We start from the raw sequence: 17166 nt of genomic DNA, 5'->3' as shown, positions 1-17166 counted from the left end.
TTTTACCAAACTTCCACTCCTAACGGAGTGCATATATTTGAATTTTAATATATCAACCGATATAAAGCACTGGTAATTACAACTGTAATTTTTTATTGAATATAATCTCTAATAATTAAATATTTATAATTTGCTCCTCACCCCCCAAAAAAACAACGTGTTGGGGATTCGAACAAAAAAGCCTATTTTTGTGTAAACTAAAAACAAGTAAAAGCAGAATATGAAATACGTACAACTATTTAACGAGATATTTGAACAATCGGTGAACGATTATCATAAAACCGATAATATCGACTTCCCTATAAACAATCCGTACGAACTTAAAACGATAGAGTACTACCTCTATCTGAAAAACTGGATTGATACCGTGCAGTGGCATTTAGAGGATATTATCCGCGATCCGAATATCGACCCTGTGGCAGCACTGGCTCTGAAACGCCGCATCGACAAATCGAATCAAGACCGTACCGACTTAGTAGAGCTTATCGACAGTTACTTCCTCGATACGTTCAAAAATGTGGAAGTATCGCCGGAGGCTACCCTGAACACCGAAAGCCCCGCGTGGGCGGTCGACCGCCTCTCTATCCTGCATCTGAAAATTTACCACATGCAGCAGGAGGCAACACGCCCCAACACCACAGACGAACACCGGGCACAGTCGCAAAAAAAACTGGATGTACTGCTGGAGCAAAAGAAAGACCTGTCGCTCTCAATCGAACAGTTGCTCGATGAAATAAGCAAAGGCACGAAGATGATGAAAGTGTACAAACAAATGAAAATGTACAACGACCCCGACCTGAACCCTGTGCTGTACGGAAATCAGCCCCCTAAATCCCCCCAAGGGGGACAAAATGAGTGCAAATAAAAAACTATTGCACTGCTGTGATCGAAAATTCAAAAAACAATACTAATATAAAAGTTCCCCCTCGGGGGGAATTTAAGGGGGCTAAGGCAAGTATTCTGGTCATACGATTTTCGGCTCTTGGCGATGTTGCCATGACAGTTCCGGTGGTCTGCTCGCTTGCCAAACAGTACCCCGATGTGCAGATAACGGTACTGAGCCGGAAGAATTTCGGGGCTATTTTCCAAAATCTGCCTCAGAACATACACTTTCAAGGTATCGACCTGAAAGATTACGACGGGCTAAGAGGATTGAACCGTCTGTACAAAGAGCTTGAAGTGCAACAGTTCGACTACGTTGCCGACCTGCACGACGTACTCCGCACCAAATACCTGCGCATACGCTTCAGGCTGGCAGGCACACCTGTAGCCACAATAGACAAGGGACGAAAAGAGAAAAAGAAACTTACCCGAAGGAACCATAAAATACTGAAACAGCTCGACACGAGTTTCGTACGGTACAAAAAAGTATTGGAAAAACTAGGATTTAAGTTCCACCTCAATTTCACATCAATCTACGGCAATAAATCTGCCGACATATCCGCAATAGAGAGCATTACAGGACAAAAGGGCGCTGACAGATGGATAGGGATAGCCCCCTTTGCCAAACACGAGGGTAAAGCCTATCCGCCTGAGCTGTTGCAGGAAGTGATTGGCGGACTGCTGAAAACCAACGGCGTGAAACTATTCCTGTTTGGCGGCGGCGAGCACGAAAAACAGATAGTAGAAAAGTGGAAACAGAAATACCCTGCTATAGTGAACATTATCGGCAAGTTGAGCTTCGGGCAGGAGCTGGCATTGCTTAGCAATATGGATGTGGTACTCTCGATGGATTCGGCCAACATGCACCTCGCCTCGATGGTGGGTACAACAGTAGTTTCGGTGTGGGGTGCTACGCATCCTTACGCAGGATTCATGGGGTGGAACCAGAAAGAAGAAAATGCCGTACAAACCGACTTACATTGCCGTCCGTGCTCCGTATTCGGGCAGAAGCCCTGCTATCGTGGCGACTATGCGTGTATGTACGGAATAAGTCCGCAGCAGGTAATAAATAAAGTGGAAGAAGTCAGAAATAAGACAGAAGAAACAAGATAGAAAAATTACCTTTGTGAAGTAAAAAAACAAGAAAAATGGATATAAAAACAGCCGAATTTGTTATCAGCAATACCGATTGGAAAAAATGCCCTGAAACAAATTTACCCGAATATGCTTTCATCGGACGCTCTAACGTAGGAAAATCGTCGCTCATTAATATGCTTACCAACCGGAAAGACTTGGCCAAAACATCGGCAAAGCCGGGTAAAACCCTGTTGATAAACCATTTTTATATCAACGACGAGTGGTATCTGGTCGATTTGCCGGGATACGGTTACGCCACAGCCAGCAAGTCGATGCGCGAAAAGCTCAAGAAAATAATCGAATCGTACATACTTTTCCGCACCCAGCTCACAAACCTTTTCGTACTGATAGACTGCCGGCACGAGCCACAGAAAATCGACCTCGAATTTATGCAATGGCTGGGCGAAAGCAACGTTCCTTTTTCCATCGTTTTTACGAAGAAGGATAAGCTATCGAGTACGCGCTTTACCGAAAATATCGAAAACTATAAGCAAAAACTGAGCGAAGAATGGGAAGAACTCCCCCCAATTTTTTACACCTCGTCGGAAAAGCGCGAAGGAAAAGACGAACTGCTGACCTATATCGACGAAATAAATCAATCAATAAAAGAGAGCTAAAAGGTAGTAGATGAATATTTAAGAAGTCAGAAATCAGAAGTCAGAAATCAGAAATCAGAAGGATAAGTATTCAGGCGGCTTTTGTTCGGCATAGTATTCGGCGTAGCGTCCCGCTATGCCGAACAAAAGGAAACCTATGTGTTTCTATATGTGAACTAACTGAACTTATGTGTCGAAAAAAATGAGTACAGGATATCAGATAAAGGAACAAGATGGATTACATTTCTTTGTCTCATCGGATTTGTAATCCGATGATATTATAACAGCGGATTTAAAATCCGCAAAGAATAATTTAATGAAAAAACTAACTTATATTCTCATCCTGTCGCTCGCACTATTTTCATGCGTAAAAAAAGGGGGTGACAATGCTAATTCATCCGCAGCAGGCGACTCGCTACAACTGAAACACGCCACAGGATTTGCCATATATTACCACAAGGGTTTCAAAGAAGTGGTAGTTTACAATCCGTGGGAAAAAGGCTCGGTATACGCACGGTATTACCTTACGAAAGACAATAACACAGAAACTCCTCCGGATGGTACAAAAGTACTCATCCCCTTGCAAACCATAGCGATAACATCGGTCACACACATTGAGTTTATCAACCTGTGCGGCAAACTGAATACCATTACAGGCATTTGCTCGCCCCATCTGGTTTATAACGAGCATCTGCGTAACAACATCGAAAATAAAACAATAGCCGACCTTGGCGACGCTTTCAGCATGAATGTGGAAAAGGCGATGGCGCTACGTCCGCAAGCTCTTATGACAAGCGGGTACAACCAAAACGACCCGAATATGACACGCGTATCGCAAGCGAAAATACCTGTATTATATAATAATGAATGGATGGAAACGACCCTGCCGGGACGTGCCGAATGGATAAAATTTGTAAGCGCATTTTACGACAAAGAGACGGAAGCAAACCACGTTTTCGCAGCCGTAGAAGAGAACTACACACATGTAAAGACCCTTGCTGCCAAAGTGAGCAGCCGGCCACGCATTATGTCGGGCACCAATTTCAGGGGAACGTGGTATATGCCGGGCGGCAAAAGCTATATGGGGCAGCTCTTTGCCGATGCGGGAGCCGGTTATTTCTACTCGGACGATGCCGGTACCGGAAGCCTGCCACTAAGCCTCGAAAGCGTAATTATGAATTTCGGGAAAACAGACGTATGGCTCAACTGCAATTTCAACTCGATAGAAGAACTTATTAAGGCCGACTCCAAGCACGCGCTTTTTCAGCCTGTAAGCTCCGGCGAGGTTTACAACTTCAACAAACGGGCGTTGCCCTCAGGCGCAAACGATTTTTGGGAAAGTGCCGTAGCACACCCCGACCTCCTGCTGAGCGACGTAATAAAAGTACTGCACCCTACCCTGCTGCCCGAATACGAATTGGTTTATACCGAAAAGTTGAAATAAGAAATAAGAAGTCGGAAATAAGAAATAAGAAGTAAGAAATAAGGAGTAAGTGACTTTATACTTTTTCCTTTTTCCTTTAACCTTTCCTACCTTCCTCCACTGGCGCAAGTTTAGCGGAGCGCAACTTGTGCCAAAAGCAGATGCAGTTTTAAACTGCAAAAAATAAGCACAAGTCACAGACTTGCGCTAAATATGGGAAAAATCAGAAATCAGAAGTAAGAGGTAAGGAGTAAGTGACTTTATACTTTTCCCTTTCACCTTTTTCCTTTTCCCTTTTCCCTTTCCTACCTTCTCCTGTTGCGCGACACCTGTATCACATTGAAGAGCTGCGCAACCTCGTTGAGCGGAATCACACGGTCGGGGTAAACCTCGTTGAGCGAGTGAATGGTGATGGTACACCGTTCCACATCGTGTTCCACAATACGCTTTACAAGTACGCCCTCGGTGCGGTGCACTATCACAAAATCCCATCTATTAATATGCAGGCGGCTTCGCCAAAGCTCCTGCTTTATCTTGCGGCACATCAGCACGTCGCCCTCCAAGATGCTCTCTTCGCTGCCATTCTCCATACTGTCGCCCCGCACCTCAAAAGCCATATATTCCCCTTTGGGCAGGTGGTCGCCTATAAAAGGCACGGTAGGAAGCGTTTCGATATACTCCTCGTCGCCAAAGCCCGTAAGATAACCCGCATAAGCATACTGGCTCACCATAGGCACATATATAAGCGACGGATTGTTTACAACGGCTGCCTCCTGTATTTTCAACATATCGTCAGACACGCCCAAAAGATAATCGGAATTTATCTTTTCGGACAAACTAATTACTTTCCGGACAAATTTTTCAGATAACGGCTTTCTGCCTGTCACGATTTGAGAAACCGACGAAGCATTATAACCGAGCTTCTGAGCAAGGTTTTCCTGAGAATCAACAATCCCCTGACTAATCAACCACAAAATTACCTTTTTAAGCCGTTCGTTTTCAGACATATATAAATATTATTTATCTTTTAACTAATTTTAATTTACCTTTCTGTTGTACAGAAGATAAATTTGATTTACCTTTGTATTGTCATTACAACATAATATAAATGTAATGCAAACAATCTGACAAAGATAAGATAAATACAAGACAAATACAAACCATAAAAAATGAAAGATAAGATAAAGGCACTAATATGGCTCATGATAGCAAGCCCCACGAGCGAAAAAGCAATCCGCATTATTTGCATTGCCGTAGCCACCCTGTTTGCACTATACACGGGAGCACACGTAATAGCAGCATTGGTACGATAAAAAACAAACAACAATAGCAGGCAACAATGACACGCCACGAAGCCGACATAGAAATAAATGAAATACTCGACATGAGCACGGACGAATTTGAAAGAAAATACAACTCCGACTCAAAACGCGAGGTGATAGCCGAAATAGAATTGCTAATCGACCACCACCACACCGATACCGACGAGTACAACTACAACGGCTTTATAAGCGCATACGCATGCAACTCATACCTATACTGATGATGACCGAGATACAAAAAATAGCAAACGATATAGTAAACCAGTGCGACCTGCTGGCAATGCACACCGATACCGAAGCCAACACGTACGTTACCAATATCGAAACACTCGTTCGCAAATTGAGAAAAGAGGTAACAGAAAGAAGCGAGTAGTGAGTAGCGAGTAGTGAGTGATAAGAGGCAAGGAGCGAGAGGTAAGAGGTAAGTGCCGAAGCAATTCTTTTATTTCTGAATTCTTCTATCTTGATTCCAAAATTTCTCTTGTAACTCGTAACTGCCCGTAGGGCAAAGTAACTTGTAACTAAAAAATGAACGACGGGCACATCAGATTGAGCAGGAAATTTTTCGACACCCCATACTGGAAACAAGAGCGTGTTTTCAGTCTCTCCGAAGCATGGCTGGACCTGATACAAATGGCACGATTTCACCCCTCCCCCGCCATTATCATCCTACCCTCGGGCCGCGAAATAACAATCCGCCGCGGCGAAGTCAGGGCCAGCCTGCGTTTCCTCGCCCAACGATGGAAATGGGGCGCCGATAAAGTACGGCGTTTTATCGACAAGCACATCCGCCTGAACGAAATAGAACGCCGTACCGAACAAGGTGAAAGCATTTTAAGGCTATGCAACTACGACGCCTACAATCCTGTGAGGGAAGAAAAAGAAATAAAGGAAGAAAAAGAAGTAAAGGAAGTAAAGGAAGTAAAGGAAGTAGAGGAAATAAAGGAAGTAGAGGAAGTAAAAGAAGAAGAAAAAGAATGTAAGAAGAAAGTAACCGTGACATTATCCGACGGCGAACAGAAAGTAATATCCGAAAGCCTGTACCACACGCTCGATGAGTTGCTCAACGACCGCCTGTGGATAGAAACCATCTGTATGAACAATAGGCTAAGAGATGATGGCCGGGCAACCGACCTATTGAAACGCTTTTTTGCCGAACTCGAAAACCGGGGCGAAACACACAAAGACCTGCGCGACGCAAAATTCCATTTCAGCAGTTGGCTCAAACGAGACATCAACCAAAACGCAAAACATGTAAAAACAGACAACGATGGAACACATAAAACAAACAATACAAAAGGCGAACGCGACCGGCAATTTGCCCGACACATACAAACCAAGCTGGGCGGTTGACATAGTGGAAAAATACGGCAATGCAGAGCAATTCCTCACCACCTTCAACCCCGACAAACAGGTGCAATACGCCCGGCACGAGCTACAATGCTTCGCTTCCGAAGTCGCGCCCAGCCTCACAAGGCTGAGTACCACCTACGGAAACAACACAGCCGAAGCATGGCTCGAGATACAGCTCAAAGACCTGTCGGAGTTTTCGGGCTGCAAGGAAAAACTCACCGTAAAGCAGTTTGAAGATACAGCACGCACCATCATACTTCACTACGGGCACCTGAAAGTGACAGAACTCATGGTATTTTTCCAGCAATTCAAAGCAGGGCAATACGGCAAATTCTACGGTGCTGTAGATGGGCTGGCCATCACCTCCGCACTTAAGGAATTTATGAAATACCGCTCCGTGAAACTCTTCGAGATTGAAAGCGCACGACAACGAAAGTAGAGTCAAGATATAAAATATGAGGTGAAAGGTGAAAGGGAAAAGGGAAAAGTCACTTACTCCTTACTCCTTACCTCTCACTCCTTACTCCTCACCCCTATGATTACTAACTATTAACTCAAAAAAAAGATATGGAAGAAACAAATTTTTACAACCCTCCCCCCTCCAAAGATGGCTACATCACCTTCGAAGAACGTGCAAATGAAATGGAAATTTCCCGCGAAACCCTCCAGACTGCCAAAGAACAAGAAACCCAAAAACTCCAAAGCGGCAAATATCGCTGGGTACGTTCGCACAAAGGTTTCCGCCTCACCACCAAGTAACCATCCGAAAAACCCCTGTAGGCACACATAATTCCTACAGGGGTTTCCTTTTTATTATTTCTTACCATCTTACCACGCGAAAAATTCGCACGATAGCAATGGAGTCTGTTTCGGACATAAGTTACTCTCGTTCTTTCGGATTTGCAATCCGAAAGTTACTATCTGTGGATTTTAAATCCACACGGCTGCCGCACGATTGTATCGCGTGGTCACCTTTGGCACAAGTTTAGCAGAGCGTAACTTATGCCAATGGGGGCTATATCGGGCAGCGAGGATAGGTACATAAAAATAGGATGTCCTGCTTTTAACCGGAGACATCCTATTCTTTCTTATTTGGGGAAATCAGTTTTTTACTGGCACACTACGCAGCCTTCGCACTTGGATTGCTCGCCTCGGAGGCGTTTCTCCACCATCATTTTTATCCTGTCCTGCAATACGTCGATGTTGATGTTGCCGATTATATCTGCCATGAAAGCAAACATCAGGAGCAAACGCGCTTCTTTGCCCGATATGCCCCGCGAGCGGAGATAGAACAAGGCTTCCTGGTCCAACTGTCCGATGGTTGCGCCGTGCGAGCATTTTACATCGTCGGCGTATATCTCTAATTGTGGTTTTGTTCTTATACGGGCGTTATTATTGAGCAGCAGGTTTTTATTGGTTTGGTAAGCCTGTGTTTTCTGGGCATCTTTTGCTACCACGAGTTGCCCTGTGAATCCACACTGCGATTCGTCGTCCAGCACGTATTTGAACAGCTCGTTGCTGTGGCAGTTTGGCTTGTTGTGGCGCACTGATGTGAAATTGTCAACCTGCTGGTTTTTATCGCTCACTACCATGCCGCAAAGCAGGGTTTCGCAATGCTCGCCGTTCAGTGCAATCTCTATTGTGTTGCGGGTTATCCCGTTGTGTAGGGTGACGATGTTTGTCAGTACGTTCGACGATTCTTTCTGCTCTATCAGCAGGGTAGATAGGTTAGTGTTCCGGTTGTGGGTATTTTCGAGCTTATAATGCTCGTAAGATGCTCTTTCGGCTACGAATACTTCGGTAACACGGTTGGCCAAAAAACGTACGTTATCCATTGTATGGTCGCAAACCAGCAACTTTGCTTTAGCCCCTTCTTCCAGTACGACCAGATTGTGGCTGTTTGCCATAAAATCTACATCGGAGCGCATGATATTTACTATCTGCACAGGTTTTTCGAGCATCACGCCTTTAGGCACGTAGATAAAAAACCCGTCCTGAGCAAATGCTCCGTTGAACGCGATTAAGCCGTCTTCTTTTTCTGACGAAAGTTTTGCATAGTACTTTTCCACCAGTGCGGGATGCTTGCCGGCCATGTCTTTCAGGCTTCCGATGATTACCCCTTCGGGTAGCGGTACCGAGTTTTTGGCGGGGAAAAACATATCGTTCACCACAAAATACAGGTGCGAACTGATGCCCGGCACGTCGCATTTGAATGCTTCATACGGGTCAACCGGAATGGCAATCCGGTTGATATTCAGTCCGTAATCTACGGCGAGCGGTTCGCGCAGGTCGGAGTACAGGTAATCCTCCATCCGGGGAGTGGGGAATCCGAGTTTGGCGAAAAGCTCGAAAGAACTGTCGCGGTAGCGGTTCATTACCTCTGCCGAGTGTTTTTTAATACTCGGGCTATGCTGTTTGTATAAGTCAATATATTGTTTGTTCATGACAATGGGTCAGGAAAATATCTTCAATCTTCTTTTCGGAGTTTGTTTCGTTTTAATAGTTATACATAACGTTGGCTCTACAGCTCAAAAATTATAGTGCATTTACAGCCGGCTGCAAATGAAACTGAACAATCAAGGTGCGGCGCACCGAAATTTTTCTAATAAAATAAAATCAAACAACTTTTCAGAAAATCTCGTCGTTTCTGCTGAACGTGTCGTACTGAAGAGGCGGTAGTTCCGGCCTTTTCGGTAGCTTGGCAAATTCCTCAGAAAGTAAGGCTATTACCTGCGACGTGATATTTTCACAATTAAAATTAATAACCATTCCTTTCGGTTTTTTCATCAATTTCAGATAGGTCGACATCCGCGATTTGCACGTAACTTGGTTCTCCCCGTTTTTTCTGATTTCGACGATAATGCAATCTTCGACGAGTAGATCCAGTTTCAAATTGTGAAATAACTCTTTTCCACGATACGTAATCGGGACTTTTTTCTGATAATCAACTTTCAAACCGTTTGCTCTCAATTCCTCTAAGAAACATTCTTCATAGATGGATTCGGGCAACCCACAACCTAAATTTCTATTTACTTCAATCGCACATCCAACAATCTTGTACGAAAGATCGTTTATCTCTGCCTGTGTTTTCATCGTGTGTATTCAACAATTTTTTTAATGTTTATTTTTTTTAAGTCATAATTCTAAATAAGGCATTTTTTGTAATGAATTTGTATTGTTGGTTGTGTTGTTGTGTTGCAATTTAAATGAAAAGAGCCTGTTTTCTTCAACTCTTTTTTTTCCCTGTTTATTTCAGCCAGTCGTATCCTTTTTCTTCCAGCTCCAGCGCCAGTTCTTTTCCTCCTGTTTTTACTATCCGCCCATCGTAAAGCACGTGCACGAAATCGGGAACGATATAGTCGAGCAAGCGTTGATAGTGTGTGATAACGATGCTTGCGTTGTCGGGGCGTTTCAGCTTATTTACTCCGTTGGCTACAATGCGCAGGGCATCGATATCCAAGCCCGAGTCGGTTTCGTCCAGTATCGCCAGCTTGGGCTCAAGCATAGCCATTTGGAAAATCTCGTTCCGCTTTTTTTCTCCTCCCGAAAAACCTTCGTTCACCGAGCGGTTTGTCAGTTTGTTATCCATCTCTACCAGTTCTTTTTTCTCGCGCATCATGCGTAGAAAGTCCGAAGCCGACAGGGGTTCCATATTGCGGTATTTGCGCTGCTCGTTCACAGCTGTGCGCATGAAATTTACCATACTTACACCCGGAATCTCCACCGGATACTGGAAGCTCAGAAAAACACCTTCCCTCGCGCGGTCTTCCGCAGCAAGTTCAAGCAAGTCTTTTCCATAGAAATTTACTTTACCTGAGGTTACTTCAAATTCCTCACGTCCGGTAAGCACCGAGGCAAGTGTTGACTTGCCTGCACCGTTTGGGCCCATAATAGCGTGAACTTCTCCCTCGTTTACGGTGAGGTTGAGCCCTTTCAATATCTCTTTGCCATTGATGCTGGCATGTAAATCTTTTATTGAAAGTAGAGGCCCCTCCAAACCTCCCCTTAGGGGAGGCTTTTGATTAGTCTCGTTATTTATATTTTTATTCATGTTGTTTCTAAAATTTAATCTATTAAATGAGAAATATTTTTTTATAACCCATTGCCTTTCATGTTTATACTTTTTAAGCCTCCCAAAACTATTTTCCTTTTTCTTTCTCCTGTAGGAGAAAGTACCCGAAGGGGGATAGAGGTAGGGGAGGTTTGGAGGGGCTTTGGAAAGCCTTACCCTACAGAGCCTTCAAGCGTTATTTGCAATAGTTTCTGTGCTTCTACGGCAAACTCCATAGGCAGTTTATTTATCACTTCTTTTGCATATCCGTTTACAATCAGCCCCACGGCATCTTCTGTTGATATTCCGCGCTGATTGCAATAAAATATCTGGTCTTCGCTTATTTTCGAGGTAGTAGCTTCATGCTCCACTACCGACGAGTCGTTGTGCACATCCATATACGGGAATGTATGCGCCCCGCACTTGTCGCCAAGCAATAGGCTGTCGCATTGCGAAAAATTGCGTGCGTTTTCGGCTCCCTTATTTACCCGTACCAATCCGCGGTAGCTGTTTTGGCTATGTCCGGCCGAAATACCTTTCGACAGTATGTGGCTACGGGTATTTTTGCCTAAATGAATCATTTTTGTACCCGTATCGGCCTGTTGGTAGTTGTTGGTTACTGCCACCGAGTAAAATTCGGCCGACGAATTGTCGCCCTGCAATATGCAGCTCGGATACTTCCACGTAATGGCTGAGCCTGTTTCTACCTGCGTCCACGACAGGCGCGCGTTTTCTCCCTTGCAGATTCCCCGTTTGGTTACAAAGTTATAAATACCGCCTTTGCCCTCGTTATCGCCCGGATACCAGTTTTGCACGGTCGAGTATTTCACTTCGGCGTTTTTCATCACTACTATCTCCACTATAGCAGCGTGTAGCTGGTTCTCGTCGCGCATGGGGGCGGTGCATCCTTCCAGATACGATACGTAGCTTTCTTCCTCAGCTATTATCAGTGTCCGTTCAAACTGTCCGGTATTCACGGCGTTGATACGGAAATAGGTCGAAAGCTCCATCGGGCAGCGTACCCCTTTGGGAATATACACAAACGAGCCGTCGCTGAACACGGCGCAATTCAACGTAGCAAAAAAATTGTCGGTATAAGGCACTACCGAACCCAAGTATTTCTGTACCAAATCGGGGTGATGCTCTACCGCTTCGCTAAACGAGCAAAAGATAATTCCCAGTTCGGCAAGGGTTTCTTTGAAGGTGGTTTTTACCGACACGCTATCCATTACCGCGTCTACAGCCATCCCCGACAGTGCTTTTTGTTCTTCCAGCGGGATTCCCAGCTTGTCGAATGTTTTCAGCAGTTCGGGGTCCACCTCGTCGAGGCTTTTCGGGGCGTTTTTGCGTGGTGCGGCGTAATAGATAATATCCTGATAGTTAATTTCGGGAATGTCGAGGTGTGCCCACGTAGGCATCTCCATAGTAAGCCAGTGGCGGTATGCCTTCAGGCGGTATTCGAGCAGCCATTCGGGCTCGTTCTTTTTGGCCGAAATAAGCCGTACGATGTCCTCGTTCAGCCCTTTGGGGATGACCTCGGTTTCTATGTCGGTGGTAAAGCCGTATTTATATTCTTCGTTGGTGACTTTATGTAATATATCTTCTGACATGATGTTTGCTTGGTTTTTGTCACAATCTGCAACAAAAGTACAAAAAAACAAGGACAATTTTGTTACCTATTGTAAGGTATATGTATTAACGTTTCAAAGAAATTATTGTTTAAAAAAAGCGGAACACTATTTTTTGTGTTCCGCGTCGAAAAAATATTGTAATAGTTTTATTCTGAAAGTAATTCGGTTACTTCTGTTTTTAATTTTGGTAAATGATTAACTACTATACTCCAAAGTACATCTATCGACAAACTATCGTAACCATGAATTATATAATTCCGTGCATCAACTATTTTCCGTGAATTTGTAATCCCAATGTTAGGATTTATTTTTAGTATCCTGTTTGTCGCTTCTCCTATAATTTCAATTTCTCTTTCTATTGCTCTACGTAGAAATAAATCAGAGGAAAAGTTTTCATATAATTTTGGCTTATTTCCGAAAAAGCTATCTACTTCGTCGATTGCAGTAAGAATGTCGCTTAAATTCTTTTTTAAATCATCCATAAATCAAAAGTTTAGTCTGGTCAACATCTTTTTTTAAATACGGATTTTTTACTGATTGTTCTTCCAGTAAATCAACTTTTCTTTCAAGAATATCTTCAAGAGAGTATTTTAAGTCAAAGAAATTTTCAAAATAATCATTTATTTCTTCTTTGTCGAAATCGACAAGAAAATCAATATCACTCTCATTATTAAAGCGATTTGTTAATACAGAACCGAAAACAAACAACTTATTAACCTTGTATTTTTTACACAAGGCTTTTATCTTTTTTATATTGTTTTCAATTATATTCATTTTAGGAATAATCTTATTATATGCAAATATAGTGAAAGCCAAATGCAGAGCCAAACTTGCTTGAGGTCTGCTGAGGCGTATCCTATATTATGCAAATATAACAATTTTGTTACAATAAAAGTTGATATACAAACCTGTTTTTAAATCAATGACAAACTGCGTTGTATTTCGAGGACGATTCCCGCGTTTTTTTCTGTTTGCAGGCGGGTTTGCAAAAAATCTTTGCTTTCGGGCAATGCACTCATGGCACGCATTATTTTCCAACGGATAAGGTCGTTTTCCCTATTCTCATCAAAGCATTGCATTAGTCTACCGAACACTCCTGCGGTACGATTATAGAAACAAATATAGCCGATTGTATCTATCGCTTCGCTCAGTTGCGCCATGTTTTTGCTGCCGAGTGTATGGAGCAAAGCGGGTAGGGCATCGCTCCCGATATTGACTAAAGTCCTTGCCGAAATATCCCTTAGCAGAGGGTAGCTCTTTTTATTAAAACGCTCTTGTGGTACTGTTTTGTGCTGGTTGTTGCCGATTTTTCCTAATTCATCAATCAAGGGTTGTACTGCTACAGTGCCGTACGATGCAAGTGTATCGCAGATTTCAATTTTGGTATATAGTTTTTTCTCTTTCTTCAATGCCTCAATCAAAAGGGGAATTGCTTTTTCTTCGCTCCGTAGCAACCGTGCCCCTATAGTTCTATCGGTAGGCAGGGAGCTTTTGAGCAATTCTGTTTTTTCATCAAAGCTGAGTACTGAGTATTCATTTTCAGCCTGTTTTTCAACGAATCCTCTGCTCTTTAATGCTTCCTTGTCACTTTTCATCTTTAGGGTTTGTATCAGAATGAATGAAATGAATATCCGTTTTAGTGCCTAAATTCTTTTTCTTCGCCCGACCGACCTTGTCCCCCGTCTCACGGGATTTGTAATCCCGTGATTTATTAACTGCGGATTTTAAATCCGCTATTAGAACATCATCGGATTGTCGCTCGAACTTGTTCGCCTCTTGCTGCCGCACGATTGTATCGTGTGGCTTTTCAATAAACTTTTTTTTCGCCTTACCACGCGAAAGATTCGCGCGGTAGCGAAGGGGTAAACTTGTGTTCATCTGCCGATGTTCGGCGTAGCATCCCGCTACGTCGTGTTAGAAATAAAGCTCTTGCTTTATTATATTTGCGTTGTTGCAAAGTAAAACTTTGCTTTTAAAGATGGCGTAGCATTTTGCTACGCCAAACAAAGGAATTTAGCGTCTTGGCCTACAAGGGTTATTGAATATCGGATACCGTATATCCTGCAAATTCGATGATGTATTTCACTTCTTCGTTGTCTATATCTCTTTCGGAGTCGATATAAGCTGTTTTTGTAGCAAAATCTACTTTTGCCGAAAGCCCGTCTACCGTATTCAGTATATCCTCAAGACGTGTGGCGCAATTCTGGCATTTAAGCGTCTCCACTTTTACGATTTTTTGTTTCATATTTAGCGTTTTTAGATAAAGGTTTGAAATTTCTTAGCCGGAGGGCATTCAGCACTACCGAGACTGAGCTGAAACTCATTGCCAGTGCGGCAAACATCGGGCTTAGCTTCCATCCCAATATGGGGAAAAATACCCCTGCTGCCAACGGGATGCAGATAATATTGTATATAAATGCCCAGAAAAGGTTTTGTTTTATGTTTTTAAGCACGGCGTTGCTTAGCCGGAAAGCTGTCACGGCATCGAGCAGGTCGCTGCGCATAAGTACAATATCAGCCGACTCGATGGCTATATCGGTGCCTCCGCCTATTGCCATGCCGAGGTTGGAGCGCATTAGTGCCGGGGCATCGTTGATGCCGTCGCCCACCATTGCCACCGTCTTTTTCTCGGACTGCAGCCGTATTATTTCTCGGTCTTTGTCCTGAGGCAGCACCTCGGCTACTACGTGCTTAATATTCAGTTGCTTCTGAATTGCCTGTGCCGTTTTCTTGTTGTCGCCTGTAAGCATTACCACGTCCATTCCCAAGCCGTACATTTGCTCAATGGCTTTTTTGCTCGACGGTTTCACAATATCGGCTACTGCTACTAAGCCTAAAGCATCGTGGCTGTTGGCCAGAAACAGCGGCGTTTTTCCTTCTTCGGCCAGCTGCTCGGCTATATTCTGAAAATTGCTGATGTCAATATTCCGCAAGGCTAAAAGTTTACGGCTTCCTACGCAGTAATACGTGCCTTTTATAGTGCCTTCGATGCCCAAGCCGGGAATGACGTTGAAATTGTCGGTGTCGAGCAATTCTACTTTCATCCGGGCGGCTTCCCGTTCTATCGCTTCGGCCAGCGGATGCTCGGATAATTTTTCGAGCGAAGCAAGGAGCGAGATAAACTCCCCGTTGCTTATGCCATTGGTATATATGTCTGTCACATGCGGTCTTCCTTCGGTAATAGTACCTGTTTTGTCCAGCACAACGGTGTCAATCTTCTGTGCTTTTTCAAAAGACTCGGCCGATTTTATCAAAATACCATGTTCTGCACCTTTTCCTGTACCTACCATTATGGCAACGGGGGTTGCCAGCCCAAGCGCGCAGGGGCAGGAGATAACCAGTACGGAAATGCCAATGGACAGTGCAAAATCAAATGAATATCCTAAAAGCAACCAAATAATGGTAGCGATAACCGCAATGCAAATAACAATGGGCACAAATACGCTGCTGATTTTATCGGCCAGTTTGGAGATAGGGGCTTTTGATGCCGAAGCCTCGTTTACCAAAGCTATGATTTGCGACAGCGTTGTATCGCTGCCTACCTTTGTGGCTTTGAAAGTAAATGAGCCTGTTTTGTTTATGGTAGCGGTGAGTACGGTGTCGCCTGCTTGCTTGAAAACCGGAATGCTCTCGCCTGTAAGTGCCGACTCGTCTACCGAAGCGGTGCCTTTCTCTATAACGCCGTCTACCGGAATACGCTGTCCGGGTTTTACTATTACCAAATCGCCTACCAAAACTTGCTCGATAGGTACTTCTTTCTCAATATTATAACGGATAATGGTAGCCGTTTTCGGGGCTAAGTCCATTAGCTTGGTAATAGCTTCGGATGTTTTGCTTTTTGATTTGCTTTCGAAGTATTTACCTAAAGTAACCAACGTAAGTATTGTACCCGCCGACTCGAAATATAGGTCGTGCGAAAATTGTTGTACCATTTCCATATCGTTGTGGCTCAACCCGTAAGCAATGCGGAAAATGGCATAAACTCCGTAGATGATAGCAGCCGAAGCGCCGAGGGCTACAAGCGAATCCATATTAGGATTTCCCTTTATCATGGATTTGAATCCGCGTGTAAAGTATTTCAGGTTAAGTACTGCTATCGGGATAATAAGCGCGAGTTGTACGATGGAAAAAGTCAGGGCATTCTCATTACCAAGCAATATGGCGGGCAAAGGCCATGAAAACATGTGCCCCATAGCTACGTACAGCAATGGAATGAGAAACACAAGCGACCACCACCAACGCCGGCGCATTTCCTCCTGCTCCTTTTGCACAAAGTCGATTGCACTTTTTGTATTGTCGGCTTTCTGCACATGGGCTTGGTAACCTGCTTCGGCTACGGTTTGTTCTATATTGGTTTCGTTTGTCGTTTTTTCGTCAAACTCTACTGCCATGCTGTTGGTAAGCAGGTTTACGCTTACGGATTGAACTCCGTCGAGCTTCGCAACACTCTTTTCTACATGAGCCGAACATGCCGAACAACTCATTCCTGTTATATCAAACTGTTTCTTGACCATGATTTACAAGATTATCTTGATTATCCTTGCCCGTTCGGATTCGCAATTTTTGTCTCATCGGATTTCTTGGCAAGCCAACAAGTTCGAGTGGCAATCCGATGAAGAGCTAATAGCGGATTTTAAATCCGCAGATGATAAACTTCCGGATTACAAATCAGTCGGTGTCCGGAAGATTTTTTCGCCACGAAGTGGCAGGTTATTTTAGCCCAACGGCAAAGCGAAGCGTCGCCTTGGGTTGGTTTGCAATAGCAAACTTA

21 protein-coding genes are annotated in these 17166 nt (G+C 43.9%); 10 read left to right on the top strand and 11 right to left on the bottom strand.

The window, feature by feature from the left end; genetic code table 11:
* Positions 1 to 220: 220 nt before the first annotated feature.
* The 4 genes from D0T49_RS10520 (at position 221) to D0T49_RS10505 (ending at position 4059) form a co-directional block, all read left to right on the top strand.
* Positions 221 to 865: a DUF4254 domain-containing protein gene (locus D0T49_RS10520; RefSeq protein WP_163631162.1), complete on the top strand. Its 645-nt coding sequence runs from the start codon at positions 221 to 223 to the stop codon at positions 863 to 865.
* Positions 866 to 996: 131 nt separating this feature from the next.
* Entirely contained in the window at positions 997 to 1995 is a 999-nt protein-coding gene (locus D0T49_RS10515) for a glycosyltransferase family 9 protein (protein WP_163631214.1), read from the top strand.
* A gap of 35 nt (positions 1996 to 2030) precedes the next feature.
* The gene (gene yihA, locus D0T49_RS10510) at positions 2031 to 2636 is read left to right on the top strand and encodes a ribosome biogenesis GTP-binding protein YihA/YsxC (protein WP_163631160.1); all 606 of its coding nucleotides are present in this window, start codon (positions 2031 to 2033) and stop codon (positions 2634 to 2636) included.
* 295 nt (positions 2637 to 2931) lie between these two features.
* A complete protein-coding gene (locus D0T49_RS10505; RefSeq protein WP_163631158.1) occupies positions 2932 to 4059 on the top strand; it encodes an ABC transporter substrate-binding protein in 1128 nt (375 codons plus the stop codon).
* A 284-nt stretch (positions 4060 to 4343) separates the two neighbouring features.
* Here D0T49_RS10505 and D0T49_RS10500 read toward each other — a convergent pair whose 3' ends face one another.
* Positions 4344 to 5045: a S24 family peptidase gene (locus D0T49_RS10500; protein ID WP_163631155.1), complete on the bottom strand. Its 702-nt coding sequence runs from the start codon at positions 5043 to 5045 to the stop codon at positions 4344 to 4346.
* A 162-nt stretch (positions 5046 to 5207) separates the two neighbouring features.
* Here D0T49_RS10500 and D0T49_RS10495 point away from each other — a divergent pair, with 162 nt between their 5' ends.
* The 6 genes from D0T49_RS10495 (at position 5208) to D0T49_RS10470 (ending at position 7472) form a co-directional block, all read left to right on the top strand.
* Positions 5208 to 5351, top strand: coding sequence for a hypothetical protein (locus D0T49_RS10495; RefSeq protein ID WP_163631152.1), 144 nt, complete (start codon positions 5208 to 5210; stop codon positions 5349 to 5351).
* A 26-nt stretch (positions 5352 to 5377) separates the two neighbouring features.
* Positions 5378 to 5581 carry a hypothetical protein gene (locus D0T49_RS10490; RefSeq protein ID WP_163631150.1) on the top strand — a complete coding sequence of 68 codons (204 nt, stop codon included), beginning with the start codon at positions 5378 to 5380 and terminating at the stop codon, positions 5579 to 5581.
* Positions 5560 to 5733 carry a hypothetical protein gene (locus tag D0T49_RS10485; RefSeq protein ID WP_163631148.1) on the top strand — a complete coding sequence of 58 codons (174 nt, stop codon included), beginning with the start codon at positions 5560 to 5562 and terminating at the stop codon, positions 5731 to 5733. Before D0T49_RS10490 ends, D0T49_RS10485 begins: the two co-directional genes overlap by 22 nt.
* 155 nt (positions 5734 to 5888) lie before the next feature.
* Complete coding sequence (locus D0T49_RS10480; protein WP_163631146.1) at positions 5889 to 6713, top strand: hypothetical protein; 825 nt, start codon at positions 5889 to 5891, stop codon at positions 6711 to 6713.
* Complete coding sequence (locus D0T49_RS10475) at positions 6631 to 7152, top strand: DUF6633 family protein (RefSeq protein ID WP_163631144.1); 522 nt, start codon at positions 6631 to 6633, stop codon at positions 7150 to 7152. The genes D0T49_RS10480 and D0T49_RS10475 overlap by 83 nt, the downstream gene beginning before the upstream one ends.
* 128 nt (positions 7153 to 7280) lie before the next feature.
* Positions 7281 to 7472, top strand: a complete 192-nt coding sequence (locus tag D0T49_RS10470; RefSeq protein ID WP_163631142.1) for a hypothetical protein — start codon at positions 7281 to 7283, stop codon at positions 7470 to 7472.
* Between the two features lie 350 nt (positions 7473 to 7822).
* Here D0T49_RS10470 and sufD read toward each other — a convergent pair whose 3' ends face one another.
* From sufD to D0T49_RS10420, 10 genes are all read right to left on the bottom strand, one after another.
* Positions 7823 to 9163, bottom strand: a complete 1341-nt coding sequence (sufD, locus tag D0T49_RS10465; protein ID WP_163631212.1) for a Fe-S cluster assembly protein SufD — start codon at positions 9161 to 9163, stop codon at positions 7823 to 7825.
* Positions 9164 to 9341: 178 nt separating this feature from the next.
* Positions 9342 to 9806, bottom strand: coding sequence for a GxxExxY protein (locus tag D0T49_RS10460; RefSeq protein ID WP_163631140.1), 465 nt, complete (start codon positions 9804 to 9806; stop codon positions 9342 to 9344).
* A gap of 154 nt (positions 9807 to 9960) precedes the next feature.
* The gene (gene sufC, locus D0T49_RS10455) at positions 9961 to 10764 is read right to left on the bottom strand and encodes a Fe-S cluster assembly ATPase SufC (RefSeq protein WP_163631138.1); all 804 of its coding nucleotides are present in this window, start codon (positions 10762 to 10764) and stop codon (positions 9961 to 9963) included.
* 173 nt (positions 10765 to 10937) lie between these two features.
* Positions 10938 to 12374, bottom strand: a complete 1437-nt coding sequence (sufB, locus tag D0T49_RS10450; protein WP_163631136.1) for a Fe-S cluster assembly protein SufB — start codon at positions 12372 to 12374, stop codon at positions 10938 to 10940.
* Positions 12375 to 12541: 167 nt separating this feature from the next.
* Positions 12542 to 12877: a DUF86 domain-containing protein gene (locus D0T49_RS10445; RefSeq protein WP_163631134.1), complete on the bottom strand. Its 336-nt coding sequence runs from the start codon at positions 12875 to 12877 to the stop codon at positions 12542 to 12544.
* Positions 12870 to 13169 carry a nucleotidyltransferase family protein gene (locus D0T49_RS10440; RefSeq protein ID WP_163631132.1) on the bottom strand — a complete coding sequence of 100 codons (300 nt, stop codon included), beginning with the start codon at positions 13167 to 13169 and terminating at the stop codon, positions 12870 to 12872. Before D0T49_RS10440 ends, D0T49_RS10445 begins: the two co-directional genes overlap by 8 nt.
* 140 nt (positions 13170 to 13309) lie before the next feature.
* Positions 13310 to 13990: a hypothetical protein gene (locus D0T49_RS10435; protein WP_163631130.1), complete on the bottom strand. Its 681-nt coding sequence runs from the start codon at positions 13988 to 13990 to the stop codon at positions 13310 to 13312.
* A complete protein-coding gene (locus tag D0T49_RS10430; protein ID WP_163631128.1) occupies positions 13980 to 14273 on the bottom strand; it encodes a hypothetical protein in 294 nt (97 codons plus the stop codon). Before D0T49_RS10430 ends, D0T49_RS10435 begins: the two co-directional genes overlap by 11 nt.
* Positions 14274 to 14430: 157 nt before the next feature.
* On the bottom strand, positions 14431 to 14640 hold the full coding sequence (locus D0T49_RS10425) for a heavy-metal-associated domain-containing protein (RefSeq protein WP_163631126.1): 210 nt from the start codon (positions 14638 to 14640) through the stop codon (positions 14431 to 14433).
* Complete coding sequence (locus D0T49_RS10420; protein ID WP_163631124.1) at positions 14606 to 16909, bottom strand: cation-translocating P-type ATPase; 2304 nt, start codon at positions 16907 to 16909, stop codon at positions 14606 to 14608. The genes D0T49_RS10425 and D0T49_RS10420 overlap by 35 nt, the downstream gene beginning before the upstream one ends.
* Positions 16910 to 17166: the final 257 nt, after the last annotated feature.

Source organism: Paludibacter sp. 221, from assembly GCF_010501035.1.
Taxonomy (GTDB): Bacteria; Bacteroidota; Bacteroidia; order Bacteroidales; family Paludibacteraceae; genus QVMH01.
Note: the sequence above shows the minus strand (reverse complement) of the source record. Positions and strands in the feature narration are given on the sequence as shown.